This is a genomic window from Myxococcus sp. AB056 (assembly GCF_006547365.1).
Classification (GTDB): domain Bacteria; phylum Myxococcota; class Myxococcia; order Myxococcales; family Myxococcaceae; genus Myxococcus; species Myxococcus virescens.
Genome location: NZ_VHLB01000079.1, coordinates 1 through 19,922, shown reverse-complemented (window position 1 = coordinate 19,922; position 19,922 = coordinate 1). Strand labels below are relative to the sequence as shown.

14 protein-coding genes are annotated in these 19,922 nt (G+C 68.5%); 4 read left to right on the top strand and 10 right to left on the bottom strand.

Annotated features, from left to right (window positions below; all coding sequences use genetic code 11):
* Positions 1-210: 210 nt before the first annotated feature.
* The 3 genes from FMP39_RS27950 to FMP39_RS27940 all read left to right on the top strand — a co-directional run bounded on the left by FMP39_RS27950 (position 211) and on the right by FMP39_RS27940 (position 4,528).
* Positions 211-1,683: a hypothetical protein gene (locus tag FMP39_RS27950; protein ID WP_141593196.1), complete on the top strand. Its 1,473-nt coding sequence runs from the start codon at positions 211-213 to the stop codon at positions 1,681-1,683.
* A 57-nt stretch (positions 1,684-1,740) separates the two neighbouring features.
* Positions 1,741-2,895, top strand: coding sequence for a lytic polysaccharide monooxygenase (locus FMP39_RS27945; RefSeq protein ID WP_141593195.1), 1,155 nt, complete (start codon positions 1,741-1,743; stop codon positions 2,893-2,895).
* Between the two features lie 139 nt (positions 2,896-3,034).
* Entirely contained in the window at positions 3,035-4,528 is a 1,494-nt protein-coding gene (locus FMP39_RS27940) for a hypothetical protein (protein ID WP_141593194.1), read from the top strand.
* Between the two features lie 153 nt (positions 4,529-4,681).
* Here the strand turns inward: FMP39_RS27940 and FMP39_RS27935 are convergent, their stop codons facing one another.
* From FMP39_RS27935 to FMP39_RS27895, 9 genes are all read right to left on the bottom strand, one after another.
* Complete coding sequence (locus tag FMP39_RS27935; RefSeq protein WP_228558391.1) at positions 4,682-5,977, bottom strand: hypothetical protein; 1,296 nt, start codon at positions 5,975-5,977, stop codon at positions 4,682-4,684.
* Between the two features lie 323 nt (positions 5,978-6,300).
* Complete coding sequence (locus FMP39_RS27930; RefSeq protein WP_141593192.1) at positions 6,301-7,581, bottom strand: hypothetical protein; 1,281 nt, start codon at positions 7,579-7,581, stop codon at positions 6,301-6,303.
* Between the two features lie 242 nt (positions 7,582-7,823).
* Positions 7,824-9,101, bottom strand: coding sequence for a hypothetical protein (locus FMP39_RS27925; protein WP_228558390.1), 1,278 nt, complete (start codon positions 9,099-9,101; stop codon positions 7,824-7,826).
* A 206-nt stretch (positions 9,102-9,307) separates the two neighbouring features.
* Positions 9,308-10,540 (bottom strand): hypothetical protein, encoded by a 1,233-nt coding sequence (locus FMP39_RS27920; RefSeq protein WP_141593190.1) that lies wholly within the window; start codon positions 10,538-10,540, stop codon positions 9,308-9,310.
* The gene (locus FMP39_RS27915) at positions 10,537-11,409 is read right to left on the bottom strand and encodes a tol-pal system YbgF family protein (RefSeq protein ID WP_141593189.1); all 873 of its coding nucleotides are present in this window, start codon (positions 11,407-11,409) and stop codon (positions 10,537-10,539) included. Before FMP39_RS27915 ends, FMP39_RS27920 begins: the two co-directional genes overlap by 4 nt.
* Positions 11,406-11,894, bottom strand: coding sequence for an RNA polymerase sigma factor (locus tag FMP39_RS27910; RefSeq protein WP_368667079.1), 489 nt, complete (start codon positions 11,892-11,894; stop codon positions 11,406-11,408). The genes FMP39_RS27915 and FMP39_RS27910 overlap by 4 nt, the downstream gene beginning before the upstream one ends.
* 149 nt (positions 11,895-12,043) lie before the next feature.
* Positions 12,044-13,237, bottom strand: coding sequence for a hypothetical protein (locus FMP39_RS27905; RefSeq protein ID WP_141593188.1), 1,194 nt, complete (start codon positions 13,235-13,237; stop codon positions 12,044-12,046).
* Between the two features lie 86 nt (positions 13,238-13,323).
* A complete protein-coding gene (locus FMP39_RS27900) occupies positions 13,324-15,123 on the bottom strand; it encodes a glycosyl hydrolase family 18 protein (protein ID WP_141593187.1) in 1,800 nt (599 codons plus the stop codon).
* Positions 15,124-15,278: 155 nt separating this feature from the next.
* A complete protein-coding gene (locus tag FMP39_RS27895) occupies positions 15,279-15,620 on the bottom strand; it encodes a ferredoxin (protein ID WP_090492760.1) in 342 nt (113 codons plus the stop codon).
* 604 nt (positions 15,621-16,224) lie between these two features.
* On the opposite strand from FMP39_RS27895, the gene FMP39_RS27890 reads away from it, so the two are divergent.
* Positions 16,225-19,017 carry a vitamin B12-dependent ribonucleotide reductase gene (locus FMP39_RS27890; protein WP_141593186.1) on the top strand — a complete coding sequence of 931 codons (2,793 nt, stop codon included), beginning with the start codon at positions 16,225-16,227 and terminating at the stop codon, positions 19,015-19,017.
* Positions 19,018-19,104: 87 nt separating this feature from the next.
* Here FMP39_RS27890 and FMP39_RS37550 read toward each other — a convergent pair.
* Positions 19,105-19,922 (bottom strand): general secretion pathway protein GspE (locus tag FMP39_RS37550; protein WP_141593185.1); only part of this gene is annotated, 818 nt, incomplete at its 5' end.

Below are 19,922 nucleotides of genomic sequence, written 5' to 3'. Positions count from 1 at the left end.
GAAACAAAAGCAACTAAAGCCCCTTTCCAGCGCCGGTGCCCGGGTGTGCCCCGGAGCGGCCGGTCCCAGGCCCGGCAGGCGGCAAAAGGCCACCGAGGAAGTGTCCTGCTTCGAAGGAAGGCACCGGGCCCGTGGACCGGTGGACCCGTCCAGGCGTAGGGTGCGCGCCGCCCGGAAGACGCCCGGGCGTACCATCGAGGTCACGACTTCGTGCAAGAGTTCATCGACGCGCTCCGGAGCCAGGCTCGCCACATCGCGCCCGACCTGGCGCGAATCGCCTACCAGCGGGGCCTCGCCGTCACGCGACCGGACGGGACCACCCACCCCATCCCCATTACCGCCACGCCCGTGGTGCTGGACGCCGCGGAGATTCGCCGCCGCTCGGAGCTGTCCGCCCGCCTGTCCTCCGCCACGGTGAAGATGGCGCAGGCGCAGCTCCAGGGCGCGGACGCGGAGTCCCTGCTGGGCGCCCTCTCCCCTCTCGAGCGCGTGCTCGCCGAGCGCACCTGGCGCCAGTCCACCCGGCTGGCCACCACGCGCGTGGACTACTTCGTCGCGGGCGGCACGCCGTGGGCGCTGGAGGTCAACGCCACCATCCCCGCCATGCAGGGGTACTCCGACATCGCGGCCCGCACCTTCATCGAGGTGGTGGGCCGCTACTTCCGCTATCCGGAGAAGTCCCTGCACGCCCTGCTGTCGCTCAACGGCAGCAACGCGCTGGCGTTGTACCGGGCGCTGCTGGACGGCTACGCGGCCGAGCGCAACGGCCGGATGCCAGACACGGTGGCCCTGCTGTGCCGCCGCAACGACGCCCAGATCACGGAGCTGCGCTGGCTGTGCGAGCGCTTCCGCGAGTTCGGCGCGGACGCGGACCTGGTCCATCCGGACGAGGTGTCCGGTGACGACGCCTTCGTGGCCCACGGCAAGAAGTACGACCTGGTGTACCGGCACCTCTTCGTCCGGCGCCTGGAGGAGTCCCCCTCCCCCTGGGTCGAGGACTTCCTGGGCACCGTGCCCGGCAAGAAGGCGGTGTTCCTCAATCCCCCCGCTTCGCAGGTGGAGGTGAAGCTGACCTTCGCCCGCCTGTCGCAGGCCCTGGCCGAGCCCGCACTGGCCGAAGCCGCGCGACTCACGGGCGAGGAGCTGGAGGCGGTGCGCGCGTCCGTGCCGTGGACGCGAACGTTCCAGCCCGGCCCGACGCAGGGCCCCGACGGCGAACGCGTGGAGGACCTGGTGGCCCTGGTCGCCGCGACGCCGGCGCGCTTCGTGCTGAAGCGGGCCTGGGACTACGGCGGCCGAGCCGTCTTCCTGGGCCGCTCCGCGGGCACCGTCCCCTACACGGAGCGGGTGCAGGCGGCCTATGGCGCGCCGATGACGTGGGCGGAGCTGTGCGCGCGCACGGCGGCGGACACCGCCGGCGGAGGCTTCGTGGTGCAGGAGGTGGTGGACTCACCGCCCGAGGAGCACCTGCTCTGCGAGCCCAACGGCACCGTGCTGCCCACGTCATTCTTCGTGGACTACTCCGCCTATGCCTCCGTGGGCCTGGCGCGGCAGCCCGCGTGGGGCGGTGTGTGCCGCGGGTCCATGTCGGAAATCGTCAACATCGTCGGCGGTGGCGGCGTGTTGCCGCTCATCACCTCTGAAGTCGCCTCCAAGCTCCTGATGGCGTGGAAAGCCTTCTAGGGCGTTGACCCGATTTCAGGGGCCACGCCCTCCCTCCTCGCACCACAGGAGGAAGGGATGACCTCAGCAGTGCAGCGGTGTCTCGGCGCGTCGCTCGCCGTCGTGTCCATGTTGTGCGCCAGCGTGGCCCTGGCGCACGGCTCCATGGAAGTACCTCTCAGCCGCGTCTACAGCTGCTTCAAGGAAGGGCCGGAGACGCCGAAGTCCGACGCGTGCAAGGCGCTCATCCAGGCCGGTGGCACGCAGGCGCTCTACGACTGGAATGGCGTGCGGCAGGGCAACGCCAACGACAGGCACCGCGACATCATTCCAGACGGAAAGCTCTGCAGCGCCGCGAATGAAAGCCACCGGGGCCTGGACCTCGCGCGCACGGACTGGCCCTCCACGCTCATCACGCCGGACACCCAGGGGCGCTTCGAGTTCGTCTTCCACGCGACCGCCGTGCACGCCACCGGCTACTTCCGCCTCTACGTCACGCGCGAGGGCTACAACCCGGCGCTCCCGCTCAAGTGGTCGGACCTGGAAGCGAATCCCTTCTGCTCCATCACCCACGTCTCCGCCCAGAACAACCGCTACCGGCTCAACTGCCCCTTCCCTCAAGGGAAGACGGGCGCGCATGTCATCTACGGCATCTGGCAGCGCTCGGACAGCCCGGAGGCCTTCTACGCCTGCACCGACGTGAAGTTCAGCAACACCCCGCCGCCGCCCTCGTCGTGGAAGGAGCTGGGCCAGGTGCAGGCGCGTGAAGACCTGCCCGCGGGGAGCTCGGTGACGCTGCGCGTGTTCGACGCGCAAGGTGCTGACGCCGAATCCCATGTGCATCCCCTGGCCACGGCCACGTCGGCGGCCCAGTGGATTCATGCGCTGGCGCAGCGGGTGAACGGCGCGTCCAGCCGCGTCCAGGTGGGCGTGCTCGACGCAGCGGGCCGCGTGAATCCCGTGCAGGACGCGCTGGGCAACCGCGTCTACGCGCGTGAGACGGGCTACACCTTCCAGGTCGACATCATGAAGCCGCCGCCCGGTGGCGGTGGCGAGCCTGTCTACCCGTCTGGGATTGAGGGCTATGCCGCGGGCACCGTGGTGCGGGGCACCGACGGACTGCGCTATCGCTGCAAGCCCTTCCCCTACTCTGGCTGGTGCAAGGGCTCCGCGCTGCATTACGCGCCGGGCACGGGCTTGAACTGGCAGGACGCGTGGGAACGCATTCCCTGAAGCCCACCGGGTGACGCGACACCTCCAGTTTCGGAGTGAAGGCACCGGGATGTCACAACGCCTGACGCAACATGTTCGCGTCATGGCCGACAATCCCGGTGCCTCCGACATTCATGTCGTTCCCGAGAAAGGTGTGTGTATGTCCCCCCGAATCGACCGGCGCGCTCCCTCGAAGCTCGGCTCGAGTCTCCAGAAGGACGCGGAGCCGGCCCAGGCCCGTACGCCCACGGCGACGACGTCCTCAGTCAAATACCAGACGCAGCGCAACGCGGATGCCTTCCAAGGTGCTGCTCCGCGTGGGCGCGCGCAGGTTGCCTTCGGAAACACCGTGGCGGCCCTCAACACGAACGCGGTGTCGGCCCCGGCGCTGACGCCCGAGCAGCAGGCGTCTGCGGAGCAGGCACAGGTGGACGCCACCAACCGGCAGGACCCGTCGTATCTCACGAACTGGCTGAAGGCCCATCCCGACCCGGCGCAGCAAGCGGCCTTCATGGATCGCTTCTTCCAATACGGGCCCGAGGCGGGACAGCTGCTCGACAAGGCCAGCGAAGAGGATTTGCCGGTGCTCTCCGCCGCCCTCGACGCGGCCTACCGGTCGGGAGCCGTCACGCTCGATGAACTGACGGCGGCCGTCGGTTCCCATGGCGCGGGCTCCTGGAGCGGTGAGACGCACGAGACGCTGGCGAAAATCATCGCCGGCACGGGCAACCCGGAGCTCATCACCGCCTACGCGCAGCGCGAGCTGGAAATCATGACGGCCAGCAACCCGGCGGACCCGGCGCGCGCCGTGGCCATCGCCACGGCGCTGGCGGGCCTGCCGCCGGACAAGCTCCAGGAGTTCCTGAAGAACAACCCGGACGCACTGGGCCACGTCCTCAAGAACATCAACGACCCCATCATCGGCGGCGGCACGGAGGCGCTTGGAAAGCTGCTGGACGCGGCCAGTGCCATCCAGCCCGCCACGCCGGAGTCCATCAAGCTGTTCATGGACAGCATCGGGCACCTGGGAGACAACCCCGAATCCCGCGCGGCGGCGGCGCGCTTCTTCACGCAGCACGCGGACGCGATTCTCGCCGCGGCGAGCGACGCCTCGGGCTCCATTGGAAGCGCGGGCGCGGGCAAGCTGTCCGAGTTCTTCACCCGGACGCTCTTCACCGAGCCTTCCTTCGAGGGCCAGGAGGCGTTCCACTCGTTCATCACCTCGAAGCTGGGTGACATGCAGGCGCAGTTGGAGGCGGAGGCGCACGCCAATCCGCCGTCGCAGGATGCGCAGCGCCTGGCACGGTCCATGGGCAGCCTCGTTGGCGCCATCGAGGGAGGCTTCCTCCTCTCCGTCGAGGAGCTGAACAAGCGCAACGAGGCCGTCGAGGGAATGGCGGGGCTGATCTTCAAGCTCAAGGATTTGCTCCCCACCTCGAGCATCCCGGGGCTGGGCCAGTTGCAGAACCTCACCATCGACCAGATCCAGAACTGGGTGACGGAGGCGCTCAAGAAGAAGCCGGATGATCCGCAGGACGCCATTCCGTTCCACCAGCTCTTCGGGGAGAGCATCTCCAACCCCGCCCTCCGCAGCGTGTACGACTCCGCCCGGCTGACGTCGCTGGAGAACCGCGAGCTCGGCCTGAACAACTGAGCCCGCGCGCAGGGCTCGGGCCGGCGTGCATGCGCCGGCCCTTTCTTCTGGGGAACGCCACCTCGCACGCGGTGATGCACCGCAAGGCACGCGGACCCTCAGCAGCAGTCCGCGTGGTGGCCGGCCAGCGAAGCTGGCCTCTCCTTCAACGACTCAGTGCTGGCGCGTGAGCGGAATGGCGGGCACGTCCTTCACCTGCGCCTGGTGCGTCACCCGCGTGCCCAGGATGAAGTGCGGTTCGAAGGGATCGAACGTCTCCTGGCCCGAGTAGACAACGAAGAACTTGCCGCCCCCGTAGGCGACATCCGGCAGGTACTCCTGTGGCTGGTCCCCGGAGGAGATAGGGAAGCCCGAGGGGTCCCACACGTCCCCGTTCTCGCCCCACCGCGCACCCCACACGGCGTGCGGACCGTCACGCCTGTCGTCCCAGACGACCAGGGACTTGTCGTTGTGGTGGGCAAGACGCGGCTCGGCCTGCGCGCCCTCTGCGGTGGAGATGGGGATGCCTTCGGGGTCCTTCACCATGCCTGTCTTGCTCACACGGGCGCCGAAGATGTCCGCGTTCCCATTCCGCTCATCGGTCCAGACCACCTGGTAGTTCTTGTGCGTCCACTCCACGTCAGGCGTCGTCTGGGCGCCCTCCGCCTGAGAGATGGGGAAGCCGTTGCCGTCCAGGATGGTGCCGTCCTCCTTCACCCTGTTGCCGTAGATGTCCGCGTTCTCCGGGCCCTCGCCGTGCTCGTCGGACCAGACGACGAGGAACTCCTTCGTCTTGTTGTTCCAGGTCGGCGACGCGTCGTTCGCGAAGGTGCCGGAGGCACTGAGCGACTCGTCTCCCGTATCGAGGACGACGCCATCCTTCGTCACCCGCGTGAAGAAGATGTTCGAGAAGTCACCGGAGACGGTGTACGTCACCAGGCAGATTTTCGGGGAGCAGGCGACTCGCGCCGGGCCGACGGTTTCGCCCGATTGTTTGACGTTGAAGACCGGGCCCACCACGGTGCCGTCCGGCTTCACGCGCACAGCGTCGATACCATCCACGCTCTCCCAGACGACGAAGAAGTGCGTCCCGTTGAAACCGATGCCGGGCCGGAATCCTTCGACGTCGCCGATGTTGATGCGGATGCCCGCCGGGTCGAGCACGGTGCCGTCCGGCTTCACCCGGGTGCCGAAGATGCCGCCGGTCCGCACGTCGGTCCAGACCGCGAGGAACTTGCCCCCACCGTACGCAACCGCGGGCCAGAAGCGCGCCAACGGGGCGGGATGGACGTAGCCCCCGCTCTCCTCGAGCCCGGTCTCGGCGCTCATGGGCGCCTCTGCCTCTGCCTCCGACTCCGCCGTCGCGTCCCCCACTCCGCCCAGTTCTCCTTGTTCCGGCGCCACCCCGCAGCCGACCAGCATGGACCCGAACAACAGCCCGGCAATGCCGGCCTTCACTTCCCGCTTCATGTGCAGCCTCCCCTTCGCGAACAACCGTGCAAAGCTGGGGACCTACACGCACGTCACCAGCCTCCCGGGGGGCGCAGGCCGGATATGGCGGTGGACAGGCGCATCGAGCCGCCGCTCCTGCCGTCGACCCCATGCGCTTCGGGGAGCGCATCTCCACCCCCGCCCTCCGCAGCGAGTACGACTCCGCCCGGCTGACTTCGTTGGAGAACCGCGAGCTCGACCTGAACCACTGAGCCCACGCGCAAGGCCCGGGCCGGCGTGCATGCGCCGACCCGGGCCTCTGGGGAACGCCGCCTCGCACGCGGCGAGGCCCTCTCCCTGGCTCAGCGCAGGCGCGTGAGCGGAATGGCGGGCACGTCCTTCACCTGCGCCTGGTGCGTCACCCGCGTGCCCAGGATGTAATGCGGCTCGGAGGGGTCGTAGACGGCCTGGGCGGCGTAGACGGTGAAGAACTTGTCAGCCCCGTAGGCGACGTCCGGCAGGTACTGCTCTGGCAGGCCGCTGCTGGAGATGGGAAAGCCCGAGGGATCCCACACGTCCCCATCCTCGCCCCACCGCGCACCCCAGACGCTGTGCGGGCCGTACCGAGTGTCGTCCCAGACAACCAGGGACTTGCTGTTGTGGTGGGCAAGACGCGGTTCGGTCTGCGCGCCCGCGGCGGTGGAGATGGGGATGCCTTCGGGGTCCTTCACCGTGCCATGCCCGCTGACACGCGTGCCGTAGATGTCCGGGTTCCCATTCCGGTCATCGGACCAGACCACCTGGTAGTTCTTGTGCGTCCACTCCACGTCAGGCGTTGACTGGGCGCCCTCCGCCTGGGAGATGGGGAAGCCGGTACCGTCCAGGATGGTGCCGTCCTCCTTCACCCTGTTGCCGTAGATGTCCGCGTTCTCCGGGCCCTCGCCGTGCTCGTCGGACCAGACGACCAGGAACTCCTTCTTGTTGTTGTTCCAGGTCGACGACGCGTCGTACGCGAAGTTGGGGACGGCGCTGAGCGTGCGGTCATCCGTATCGAGGACGACGCCATCCTTCGTCACCCGCGTGAAGAAGATGACCGACTCTTCGTCACCGGTGACGGTGTACGTCACCAGGCAGATTTTCGGGGAGCAGGCCACACGCACCGGGCCGAAGAACTCGTCCGTCTGGATGGCGCGGAACACCGGCCCCACCACGGTGCCGTCCGGCTTCACCCGCACCCCGTCGACACCATCGCGGGTCTCCCAGACGACGAAGAAGTACTTCCCGTTGAAGGCGATACCGGGCCGGAATCCTTCGACGTCTCCGATGTTGATGCGGATGCCCGCGGGGTCGAGCACGGTGCCGTCCGGATTCACCCGCGTGCCGTAGATGCCGCCGGTCCGCACGTCGGTCCAGACCGCGAAGTACTTGCCGTCACCGTACGCGACCGCGGGGCCGTAACGCGCCACCGCGGCGGGCGTCCAGTGGCCACGGTGTTCATCGAGCCCGGCCTCGGCGCTCGATGTCGCCTCCGCCGTCATCTCCTCCACTTCGTTCTGCGATTCCTGCTCCGGCGCCACCCCGCAGCCGACCAGCATGGACCCGAACAGCAGCCCGGCGATGCCGGCCTTCACTTCCCGCTTCATGTGCAGCCTCCCCTTCGCGAACTCCGGCGCAAGAGTGGGGGGCCCCGAGCGCCTCACCAGCCACCCGTGGGGCGCAGGCCGGATAAGGTGGAGGACAGGAGCATCGAGCCACCGCCCCTGCGCGCGTGACGCCGGACTCCGGGGATCAGCCCACGCGCAAGGCCCGGCCCGGCGTGCATGCGCCGACCCGGGCCTCTGGGGAACGCCGCCTCGCACGCGGCGAGGCCCTTTCCCTCAACGGCTCAGCGCAGGCGCGTGAGCGGCAAGGCGGGCACGTCCTTCACCTGCGCCTGGTGCGTCACCCGCGTGCCCAGGATGAAGTGCGGCTCGGAGGGGTCGTAGACGGACTGGGCGGCGTAGACGGTGAAGAACTTGTCAGCCCCGTAGGCGACGTCCGGCAGGTACTGCTCTGGCAGGCCGCTGCTGGAAATGGGGAAGCCCGAGGGATCCCACACATCCCCATCCTCGTCCCACCGCGCGCCCCAGACGCTGTGCGGGCCGTACCGGGTGTCGTCCCAGACGACCAGGGACTTGTTGTTGTGGTGAGCGATGCGCGGAACGGTCTGCGCGCCCGCGGCGGTGGAGATGGGGATGCCTTCGGGGTCCTTCACCATGCCTGTCTTGCTCACGCGCGTGCCGTAGATGTCCGGGTTTCCAATCCGGTCATCGGACCAGACCACCTGGTAGTTCTTGCCCGTCCACTCCACATCGGGCGACGACTGGGCGCCCTCCGCCTGGGAGATGGGGAAGCCGTTGCCGTCCAGGATGGTGCCGTCCTCCTTCACCCTGTTGCCGTAGACGTCCGCGTTCTCCGGGCCCTCGCCGTGCTCGTCGGACCAGACGACCAGGAACTCCTTCTTGCTGTTGTTCCAGGTCGACGACGCGTCATACGCGAAGGTGTCGGAGGCGCTGAGCGTCCGGTCGGCCGTTGAGAGGACGACGCCATCCTTCGTCACCCGCGTGAAGTAGATGACCGAGAAATCACCGGAGATGGTGTACGTCACCAGGCAGATTTTCGGAGAGCAGGCGACTCGCACCGGGCCGAAGGACTCGCCCGTCTGGATGGCGCGGAACACCGGGCCCACCACGGTGCCATCCGGCTTCACGCGCACGCCGTCGACACCATCGCGGGTCTCCCAGACGACGAAGAAGTACGTCCCATTGAAAGCGATGGCCGGCCGCAATCCATCCTCGTCGCCGATGTTGATGCGGATGCCCGCGGGGTCGAGCACGGTGCCGTCGGGCTTCACCCGGGTGCCGTAGATGCCGCCGGTCCGCACGTCGGTCCAGACCGCGAAGTACTTGCCGTCGCCGTACGCGACCGCGGGGCCGTAACGTGCCACCGCGGCGGGTGTCCAGTGGCCACGGTGTTCATCGAGCCCGGCCTCGGCGCTCGCTAGCGCCTCCGTCGTCGCGTCCTCCACGCCGCCCAGTTCTTCTTGTTCCGGCGCCACCCCGCAGCCGACCAGCATGGACCCGAACAACAGCCCGGCAATGCCGGCCCTCACTTCCCGCTTCATGTGCAGCCTCCCCTTCGCGAACAACCGCGCAAACCTGGGGACCTGCACTCACGGCACCAGCCACCCGGGGGGCGCAGGCCGGATATGGCGGTGGACAGGCACATCGAGCGCCGCCCCTGCACGCGCGACGCCGGACTCCGGGGCTCAGGGCCTTCGCACAAACGACGGAGGTTTGGCACGGATACGCCGGGCCGGTGGCGTGCACCTCAATCGCCTGTGCAGCCGGCGCCCGCATCGCGGATGTCTGCGTCGTAGTGCAGTCGGAGCGGTCCGGAAGCCTCGACTTGACGGACGAACACGGAACCGAAGACCTCGGCGCCCCCGCTCAGGCTGAGTACGGCGCGGGGCGCATAGAGATTGCCCGCGAGGATGCTGCCCGCGGACAGCGCCAGCACGTTCGAGCCCGCGACGTACATTCGCACGCGAGAAGGCGTGGCGGTGGACCCCAACGTGAGCGGTCCCGCCACCGCGACAGCGCCCCCGAGGAACAGGTCCAGCTCTCCAGGCGCCTGAACGTCCACCGACAGTCCTTCGCCCAGGTCGACGACGTCCTCGACGAAGAGCGCCGTGCGCGCGCGAATCGTGAGCGTGGCGCGGCCGGTGCCGGTGATGCGCGTCAGGTGGAAGCGGCCACACGGCAGCTCCAGCGCGCGTTCGCCTTCGATGCCCTCCATCGCCGTGGCGTCGAGGCCGATGGCCGCGTTGTCATTGTCGAGCACGTGCCGGGCGATGAGCCCGGAGACATCCACCTGGGACGCCGCATCACACGCACAAGGGATGACGGGGTCCACGGGTTCGCGGCGGACCTCGGCCGCGTCCACCGGCCCCAATGTGTTGCCCGCTGGAACCATGAGCACGCCACCGACGCTGAAGGCGGGCAACGCGACATCACCGCGTACGCGGGCGTCTCCCATGACGGTGGCAGAGACAGGGTTGCCGGTAAGCGGACCACTGCAGTGCAACGCCTCACCCACGCGGAACGTCTGCCCGAGCTGGGCGCCTCCCGCACCGCCAATCCTCAGCGAGCCTCCCACCGACACCGCGTCATTGGCCGACAGCGCGCCATTCACCCCGACATCGCCCCCCGCGCCTCCTGGCTGATACCTCTCCGAGGTGCCGTGAAAGGCATCCGTTTCGAAGGACGCACCGAGGGCGAGCCCCTCGCAGGTGCACAGCGCGTGACGGAAGGTTCGCTCCGCCAGACGTCCACTGCACACCTGCGAATCGGTATCTGCATCACCCACGACGATGGGAGGCCCGCGCCCCGCGCAGTACGCCTCCCAGTCGGCAGCCGGCTCGCCGCCGTCGGGCCCACCGGCATCCGCCGAGGAGCGCGCGTGCCCTGCGTCCGGCGACTGGACGGTGGCCACCAGGTCCCCACGGGTGCAGCTTCCCATCGACGCGGCCAGTAGAACCGCCAACGTCCGTCGCCTGTTCATGGCGCGGTGAGTTCCTGAACGCGCGCGCGAGCCGACGGCACGAGCGGCGAATCCGGATGGGTGGAGAGGAACGATTCCAGCGCGCTGCGCTCCGCGTCCCGGTTGCCGAGCACCCGGTGCGCTTCGGCGATACCGTGCTGCGCTTCCTGGTCGAGCACACCGCGCGGCTGGATGCGAATCGCCGCCTTGAACTGACGCAGGGCGCCTCGCGCGTCCCCCAGGTGCTCCAGCCGAAGCGAGCCCGAGGCGACGCGCGCGACGTATGACGCGAGCGATGATGGTTCGGCGCGAATGACGCGTAGGTAGAGCGCCTCGGCCTCCTTCCACCGTCCCTCGGAACGGAGCCCATTGGCCTTGAGCAAGAGGTCTTCCGGCGCAGCCGACTTCACGGAGACCGGCGGCGCGCGCGGACGCACCGGCTCGGACGCACCCTCGGCATCAGCGATGGACGCGGCAGGCACCACCGGCGTTTCGGGAGGAGCCTCGTCTGACTCGGCATCCAACCGCGAGGGGGCCGCGTCAACCGCGCCGCTGCCGCTCTGTCGTGACTCCGTGCCCAACCGCGGGGGACCCGTGAGCGCAGCCGATTCCACCTGCGACGTCGACGCCCGGCTCGGGCGTGTGAAGCTCCAGACCGCGGCTGCGGCGGCGCCCGCGATGAGGAGCGCTCCCGTCATCAACCACACGGGAGACCGCTTGCCACGTGGCCGGGGCGCGGGCGGCGCCACCAACGCGCCTGCCTCCAACGCGGTCAGCACCATCCGGGCCGACCGCTCCCGGGAGATGCGTCGGGCCGGCCCCGCGCCTTCGTCCAACGGCAGGACCAGCGCGTTCAGGGCGTCATCCCCCTCTTCCCTGAAGTCACTCATCCCCGCTCCTCCCCTCCGTCTCCCTCCGCGGTCGCCAGCGAGCGCAGCGCCGTCCGCCCCAAGCGGAGCCGGCTGCGCACCGTCTCGAAGGGAATGCCCAGCTCCGTCGAAATCTCCGGCACGCTCAACTCCAGCACGTGATGCAACACCAGTGCATGCCGCTGCTCATTCGAAAGCCGATCCAGGAGTGTCACCATGTGACGGCGATGAACATACTCGTCCGGCAGGGCATCCTCGGAGGGAACCGCGACCAGCTCCACCGGCGCATCCGCGTGCTGGGCATCCCGGCCTCGGGAGCGCTTCAGCCATGCGAACGTCGTTCGCGCCACCACCCGGTCCGCCCAGGACTCGAAGCGGCCTTCAGCGCGGTACGACGGCAGCCCTCGCACCAGGGCGATGAGTGCCTCCTGGGCGATGTCCTCCACGTCCACATCCCCGCGCACCAGGTAGCGCACGAGGTTGCGAACCCGGGGGAGCAGCTCCATCAACAAAGCGCCGGTGGCCTCTCGCTCGCCCTGGATGGCGGCCTGGATGCGAGGGTCTTCCGCCGCACGACGTGGGTCCGCTGCGTGTGAGCCCGAGCTCCTCATTGCCGCCATGGAGGACGGCACCGGGCCAATCGGGTCATCGGCGCTCAAAGAAAAACCACCATCGCCAACCCCAGCCGGGGACGGACGGCCCAACCCGCACCGCGTGACACGAAGTTTCCGTCGATGGCGTAGCGAAGCTCGGGCCGTCCCAGGAGGAACTCCGCGGCCATGCTCGCCTCCAGGCCGACACGCGCCCCCATCCGCCAGCGGGCGCGGAGCTCGGGGCCCATGAGCAGGGCCACCATCGTTCCCGGAGGCGCAGCCTCCACCTCCTCCGTCAGCGCTTGCGTCCGACGCGTGAAGACCACCGCGCCCGCGCCGAGCCCGGCCTCCACCTCCAGTCGCTCCGCCGCCGCCCAGGGCAGCCCCGCCCACACCGACGCCGCATGCTGCCCCAGCGTCAACTCCGTCAGGGCATCGCGAAGCCGGGTCGGCACACTCGCCAGGACTTGCGCTCGCAGCCGCCACCGGCCCGGCTGCAATCCCACGCCCACCACCAACCCCTGGTGGCCCGTGCGCGTGTACCCATCCAGCGCGGCATGGCCCCCCAACGAGAGCCACATCGGGCGCGCTGGGTGCTCCTCGGCCGAAGCCAGCCGCGGGCCCTCGCGAGGTGACGTCTCGCCTTCCCGCGCGGAAGGCGAGCCCCCTTCCTCCGCGAGCGCAACGTCGGCTCCCTTGGACGAGGGCGTCCGCAGCGCGGCCCCATCATTGGAGGCCGCATCCTCGATGCGATGCCCCACCCCGGTGTCAGTCCCCGCGCCGTTCGACGCATGCCGCGGCGGCGCCAACTCCACCACATCCCCCAGCGGCGCCCCGGCCTCCACCGCGCGCAGTGCGGAGCGAGCAGCCAGCGCCAGCGCCTCCGCCCCCGTGGACCATTCCAGGGAGCCTGGCGACTGCCCCATCCGCGCGGCCCGGGAGAACAGGCGTCGGCTGTCGAACTCGGCCACCTGGACACGAACGTCGCTGCCCTCTCGCACGAACCAGAGGACAGCGCGGGCCTGGTGGCGCCCGGCCAGCCGTTCCGCCGCGAGCCATGGGCCCTCGCGAAATTCTCCGAGCGGCGCTCCGGACGAGACCTCGAGACGCACGGGTAGATCGCTGCTCTGCCCCCGCACTCGCACGAGCAAGGCGGTGTCCTCGTCGGACGCCACCCGGACGACGGCGGTCCACGGCGCGGCGGCCACGGAAGAGCTGGAGAGCGCCACCAGCAGGACGGCTGCCGCGAAGGACATGCGGCAAACCCTAACGCCATGACGCCGGGGAACAGAAGTCCCCTGGCGTATGGCTTCACGATGCGCTCACAATGACTGTCAAAGACTCAGCGCAGCTTCCGTGCCAGCGCATCGAGCAGCGAGCCGTCATCACCGCTCAACTCCCAGAACATCGCGCCGCCCAGGTTCTTGTTCAGGATGTAGTCCGCCTTGGCGTTGATGCTCTGCACGTCGTCATACCCAATCCAGATGCCCGTGGCAGGGTTGTAGACGTAGGCCTGCTTCGCCTCCGGGTGGAAGAACTTCGTGTAGCCGGAACCAGCACGCTCGTAGTTGGCTTTGATGTCCTTGAAGTCGAACACACCCGTCAGGCCCGACGAGCCGTCATCCCAGGTGCCGCGCGTGGGCACGCCGCTCTGGAACAGGCCGTTGTTCACGTTGGGCACGCTGCCCCAACCCCGGCCGTAGAAGGGCACACCGACGACAATCTTCGCGGGCGGCACGCCCAGCGCCAGCATCTTCGACACGGAGCCATCCGTGTAGAAGCCCGTGGCCGCGCCCGGGTCCCCCGTGACGCGATGGAGCGCCGAGTGGAAGTTCACCGTGCTCTCGAAGGCCCCGTGGTAGTCGTAGGACATCACGTTGATCCAATCGAGCACGTCGGACAGCTTCTTCGTCTCCTGCTTGTTCTCCAGCAGGTCCGGCGACGCGCCCGTGGCGATGGTGAGCAGGTACGGCTTGCCCGTCTGCGTGGTGACGGCGTTGAGCTGACTGCGGAACTCCTGCATCAGCAGCGTGTAGTTCTGCTTGTCAGCGGGGCTGTTGCTGTTGCCTGGCAGACCGCCGCCGACCGGGTACTCCCAGTCGATGTCGATGCCGTCGAACACGCCCTCGCCGTTGACGGGGTCCACACCGGGGTACTGGCCACGGATGTAGAGGTCCACGCAGGACTTCACGAAGGCCGCGCGCGAGGCAGGCGAGGACGCCACGGTGGAGAAGTGCGTGGACCAGGACCAGCCGCCCACGGAGATGAGCAGCTTCAGGTGCGGGTTCTGCCGCTTCATCTCCTTGAACGCGCGGAAGTTGCCGCGCAGTTGACCGGGGTCCCACTCCCCCTGCCAGCCGCCGCTCTTGTCGATGTCCGCGTACGGGTCACCGAGGATGCAGCGTCCGTCCCCGGAGATGTTGGAGAACGCGTAGTTGATGTGCGTGAGCTTGGACGGTTGCACGTTGGACACGTGGTAGTTGCGCGCGTAGATGCCCCACGCGGTGAAGTAACCGACGATGCGCTTTCCTCCCGGCGGCGGCCCCCCCGGAATCTCCACGACGACGGTGAGCGTGGTGGTCCCCACGTTGCCCGCAGCGTCGTAGGCGCGCACCGCGTAGACATACGTGCCGTTCTGCTCCCAACCGCTGAAGGCCCGGCTGAACTGCGAACCGGTGGCGACGACGGCACCGTTCTCCAGAATCTCCACCCGCGTCACGCCCACGTCGTCCGACGCCGTGGCCGTCAGGCTCAGCGGCCCCGCGGCGATGATGCGTGAGGCACTGGCACTCAAGCCCACGGTGGGCGCGGTGACGTCCCCTCCCGTGCCCGCGTCCGTTCCGCCGCTGCCCGCGTCCGGCTCACCACCTCCCGCGGGCCCCAGGTCCAACCACAGCGAGGCCACCGCCACCGGTGTCCAGTCCGCCTGGGACGTGTGCGGCTGGCGACACTCATAGAGGCGCCCTTGATAGGTGACGCGCGTTCCCACGGAGTACGCGACGCCCACGGCCCACTCCGCGGCCAGGGCCGCGTCCTGGAACGCCGTCATGTCCCGAACGTGAGACGACGGCACTTCGGAATCACAGCCAGCCACGGACAAGGCGGTGGCGATCAGGCCAGAGGCCCACCAACTGCGACGCATGCATGTGCTCCTCGCCACGATGGACACATGCCGAGCCCAAGCCCGGTGCAGGCTTGCCCCGGGCTTCTCGACAAGGGTTCCACGCGGCTCGTCTGCGGGTTCACGCAGACAGAGGCAGGCGTCGACTATTTCGGGTTAATACCGGGAAGCTTGCTTCAGCCCGAAGTGGCGGCCTTGCGGGAGAAGGGCATCAGCAGCCGCTCCACGGGGCGGCCTTCCATCAGGTGCTGCTCGACGATGTCCTTCACGTCCTCCACCTTGACGCCGCCATACCAGGTGCCTTCCGGGTAGACGACGACGGCGACACCGAAGCTGCACGTGTCCAGGCATCCCGCCGCGTTGGCGCGCATGCGCCCCTTGAGGCCCCGCTTGTCGAGCTCCGCCTTGAAGGCCGCGCGGACCTCCTCCGCGCCCTTGGAGGCGCAACACCCCTTGGGATTTCCGTCCGGGCGGCGGTTGGTACAGACGAAGACGTGGCGCTGGTAGGGAGGAGCCATGTCCGCCTCCTAACGCGCGTCCGGGCCAAAATCGATGGCCGCGTTCACCAACGGACCGCCAACGGGGCTGATCCACCACCCCTGGCGGATCAGCACGCTTGCACCCACCCGAGTCGTGCACAGACTCACAGCAAACGTCTCCCAGTGATCACGCTCGCTTGGCTCGAAGTGACAATACATGGCTCGCCATCTGGATTCAGGCACTGCAAAGCATGTGTTGCCAGGGCAGCCGAGGCCCTCTAGATCGGGCGCCCGCGCTGAACGCAGTAGCAGCAGGGCAGGCAGGCAGACTCCGGACGCCCACTTCACGGCTGTACACAATTCGTGGTGGGCATGACTTTGACGGACACCATTTGTTGTACCGATAGAATCTTTGACGGAGGTGCTACAGGGGTCTATCCATGGCCTCGTCCGGCAGTCTGGCGGGCATCTCCCAAGAACAGCCGAGGGGCCGGGCGCGCCCCTGCTTCGTCGTCGCGAATCCGCTCTGATGTCACCCGCGTTTCACGTCGGGCTGATCCATCGGATCCATCGGGATCTCGCGACGTTAGCGTTTTGCAAATTTTGCACCAGAACTCGCAGTGAACTCGCGGAGGGTGGCGACATGGATAAAGAGCTGAGCTCGAAGTCCACGGTGAACGGGAAGGAGCGGCGCGGCGGGCGCAAGGCGCGCGTGGCGGCGACGGGCTTGACGGTGGAGCGCTTCTTCACGACACCGGGCGTGGATCCCGCGGATGAGCTGGCGTGGGAATACCGCAGCGCCAGCATCACCGGCGAGGATGGCAAGGCCGTCTTCGAGCAGAAGAACATCGAGGTGCCGAAGTCCTGGTCGATGCTGGCGACGAACGTCGTGGCGTCGAAGTACTTCCGCGGCACGCCGGGCACGCCGGAGCGTGAGACGAGCGTGCGCAAGCTGGTGGCGCGTGTGGTGGACACCCTCACCCAGTGGGGTGTGGCAGGTCGCTACTTCACGCGGGACGCGGACCGCGAGGCCTTCCACGCGGAGCTGACGCACCTGCTGCTGCGCCAGAAGGCCTCCTTCAACTCGCCCGTGTGGTTCAACGTTGGCGTGGAGTCGCAGCCCCAGTGCTCCGCGTGTTTCATCAACAGCGTGGAGGACAACATGGACTCCATCCTCACGCTGGCGCGCACGGAGGGGATGCTCTTCAAGTACGGCAGCGGCACGGGCAGCAACCTGTCCACCATCCGCGGCAGCAAGGAGCTGCTGGCGGGCGGTGGCACCGCTTCCGGCCCGGTGTCGTTCATGCGCGGCTTCGACGCCTTCGCCGGTGTCATCAAGAGCGGCGGCAAGACGCGCCGCGCGGCGAAGATGGTCATCCTCAACGCCGAGCACCCGGACATCCTCGAGTTCATCCGCTGCAAGTCGAGCGAGGAGAAGAAGGCCTGGGCGCTCATCGAGGCCGGCTACGACCCGTCCTTCAACGGCGAGGCGTACTCGTCGGTGTTCTTCCAGAACTCGAACAACTCGGTGCGCGTCACCGACGCGTTCATGAAGGCGGTGGTGGATGACGCCACCTGGACGACGCGGTCGGTGCGCGATGGCCAGCCGGTGGACACCTACCAGGCACGCGAGCTGTTCCGAGAGATCTCCGAGGCCGCGCACCTGTGCGGCGACCCGGGCATGCAGTTCGACACCACGGTGAACAGCTGGCACACGTGTTCGACGACGGCGCGCATCAACGCGTCCAATCCGTGCTCGGAGTACATGTTCCTGGACGACTCGGCCTGCAACCTGGCGTCCCTGAACCTGATGCACTTCCGCACCATCGACGGCGACTTCGACGTGACGGCGTTCCGCCACGCGGTCGACATCCTGCTGATGGCGCAGGAAATCATCGTCGGCAACTCGCGCTACCCCACCGAGCGCATCGAGAAGAACAGCCACGACTACCGGCCGCTGGGCCTGGGCTACGCCAACCTGGGCGCGCTGCTGATGGCGTCCGGCCTGCCGTATGACTCGCCCGCGGGCCGCAACTACGCGGGCGCGATTACTTCGCTGATGTGCGGCGAGGCCTACGCGATGAGCGCCCGCCTGGCGGAGAAGCAGGGCCCCTTCGCTGGCTACGCGAAGAACGCGGAGCCGATGCTGGGCGTCATCCGCAAGCACCGCAAGGCCGCGTACCACATCGCCCCGGAGGGTGTGAGCCAGGGCCTGTTCGCCGCGCAGAAGGACGCGTGGGACCGCGCGCTCGCGCTGGGTGAGGAGCACGGCTTCCGCAACAGCCAGGTGACGGTGCTGGCCCCCACGGGGACCATTGGCTTCATGATGGACTGCGACACCACCGGCATCGAGCCGGACATCGCGCTCATCAAGTACAAGAAGCTGGTGGGCGGCGGCATGCTGAAGATCGTCAACCAGACGGTGCCGCTGGCGCTGGAGAAGCTGGGTTACCCGCAGACGCAGTCCCAGGACATCATCAGCTACCTGGACAAGCAGGACACCATCGAGGGCGCGCCGCACCTGAAGCCGGAGCACCTCCCGGTGTTCGACTGCGCCTTCAAGCCGGCCCAGGGCGAGCGCAGCATCCACTGGATGGGCCACATCCAGATGATGGAGGCCTGCCAGCCCTTCCTCTCCGGCGCCATCTCCAAGACGGTGAACATGCCGTCGGACGCGACGGTGGAGGACATCGAGAAGGCGTACATGGAGGCTTGGAAGCGCGGCCTCAAGGCCATCGCCGTGTACCGAGACGGGTGCAAGCGGACGCAGCCGCTGAACACGTCGAAGGAGACGGTGAAGGACACGCGCGCCGCCAAGGCCACCGTGGCCCCCGAGCCCGCCCCCGCCATCCAGCCGGAGCCCCGCGCGGTCCGCCGGCGCCTGCCGGACGAGCGCCGCTCCATCACGCACAAGTTCTCCATCGGCGGCCACGAGGGCTACCTGACGGTGGGCATGTACGAGGATGGCCTCCCAGGCGAGCTGTTCATCGTCATGGCGAAGGAAGGCTCGGTGGTGAGCGGGCTGATGGACAGCTTCGCCACCAGCGTGTCGATGGCGCTCCAGTACGGCGTGCCGCTGAAGGTGCTGGTCGACAAGCTCAGCCACACCCGCTTCGAGCCCAGCGGCTTCACCGGCAACCCGGACATCCCCATCGCCAAGTCCATCACCGACTACATCTTCCGCTGGCTGGAGCTGAAGTTCCTGCCGAGCGAGGAAGAGGCCGCGGTGCTGGACCGGATGGACGTGCAGCCGAAACGGGAAGCCCTGCCCGCGCAGACGGCTTCGGTGCAGCGGTCCGACGCAAACGCCTCCAAGCGGTCCACCTGGCTGAATCAGGCGGATGCTCCGCCATGCCACACCTGCGGCGCCATCATGGTGCGCAGCGGTGCCTGCTACAAATGCAGCAACTGCGGCGCGACCAGCGGCTGCAGCTGAGCGCGACGCGCCGTTCTTGAAGTGAAGAGGGCTCCGGAGCACCTGGCTCCGGAGCCCTTCTTGCGTCTGCCCTCCTCCGGATCGCGCTCAGGCGCTCCGGGTGGGGAGACGGGAGAAGGCCTCGGAGGCCTTCTGCGCGATGAGGGTGAGTTCATCGAGCGCGGGCGCGGCGATGGGCTCCGCGCCGTGGTCCGCGACGATGAACGCCACCGCCTGGCCCCGGCTCCGGATGGCGATGACGGCCAGGTGCGAAGTGCCCTCCCCGCCCAGCGCGGCGAAGATGGCCTCGTCCTGGGGACAGGCCGGTGCGCTGAAGACGCTGGCCCCCGCGGACGTCATCGCGGTGTGCAGCAGGGATGGTGCTTCGAGGTCGACCTTGAGTTGGGCGACCGCCGCGCTGTCGCTGCCCGGGCCCCAGGCATGCCCCACCCGCGCGAGGCCGAGGCTCTCGCCCAGGAGGAAGGCGCGCTGGAAGCGGCCCGCGCAGTACGCCAGCACCACCCTGCCGAGCACACCCTGGGTACTCACGACGTCGAGCGCCGACAACACATGCTCCGCCGTCACGGAAGGGGCTCCCACGGGCACTTCCGTGGCCGCGCTGGCCGAAGCGGCCAGGAGCGTGGTGATGACGTCCGAATGCTCCGGCGCCGTGGGCTGCCAGGGCTGCTGGATGAAGTCCCACGCCGAGGCCAAGGGCACTTCGGTCGCCGCGGGCGATATGGCCGGGCCGTCGAGGTCCACACCGCGGTCCGCCCAGGTCGTCTCCGGAACGTGGCCAATGGGGCCCGTGTCATCGCCGCCCTGCCAGCCCACGAACTCCCACGTCGAGGCGAGCTGCATCGGCTCGTCGGATGCGCCGGACAGGTCATCCAGTTCAATGGGCGCCCGGGGTGTGGGGGCGACGG

Bases quoted from the DNA above. Each gene is read 5' to 3' on its own strand.
- FMP39_RS27945 (WP_141593195.1), top strand. From the start codon at position 1,741: ATGACCTCAGCAGTGCAGCGGTGTCTCGGCGCGTCGCTCGCCGTCGTG.
- FMP39_RS27940 (WP_141593194.1), top strand. From the start codon at position 3,035: ATGTCCCCCCGAATCGACCGGCGCGCTCCCTCGAAGCTCGGCTCGAGT.
- FMP39_RS27935 (WP_228558391.1), bottom strand. From the start codon at position 5,977: ATGAAGCGGGAAGTGAAGGCCGGCATTGCCGGGCTGTTGTTCGGGTCC.
- FMP39_RS27930 (WP_141593192.1), bottom strand. From the start codon at position 7,581: ATGAAGCGGGAAGTGAAGGCCGGCATCGCCGGGCTGCTGTTCGGGTCC.
- FMP39_RS27925 (WP_228558390.1), bottom strand. From the start codon at position 9,101: ATGAAGCGGGAAGTGAGGGCCGGCATTGCCGGGCTGTTGTTCGGGTCC.
- FMP39_RS27920 (WP_141593190.1), bottom strand. From the start codon at position 10,540: ATGAACAGGCGACGGACGTTGGCGGTTCTACTGGCCGCGTCGATGGGA.
- FMP39_RS27915 (WP_141593189.1), bottom strand. From the start codon at position 11,409: ATGAGTGACTTCAGGGAAGAGGGGGATGACGCCCTGAACGCGCTGGTC.
- FMP39_RS27910 (WP_368667079.1), bottom strand. From the start codon at position 11,894: ATGGAGCTGCTCCCCCGGGTTCGCAACCTCGTGCGCTACCTGGTGCGC.
- FMP39_RS27905 (WP_141593188.1), bottom strand. From the start codon at position 13,237: ATGTCCTTCGCGGCAGCCGTCCTGCTGGTGGCGCTCTCCAGCTCTTCC.
- FMP39_RS27900 (WP_141593187.1), bottom strand. From the start codon at position 15,123: ATGCGTCGCAGTTGGTGGGCCTCTGGCCTGATCGCCACCGCCTTGTCC.
- FMP39_RS27895 (WP_090492760.1), bottom strand. From the start codon at position 15,620: ATGGCTCCTCCCTACCAGCGCCACGTCTTCGTCTGTACCAACCGCCGC.
- FMP39_RS27890 (WP_141593186.1), top strand. From the start codon at position 16,225: ATGGATAAAGAGCTGAGCTCGAAGTCCACGGTGAACGGGAAGGAGCGG.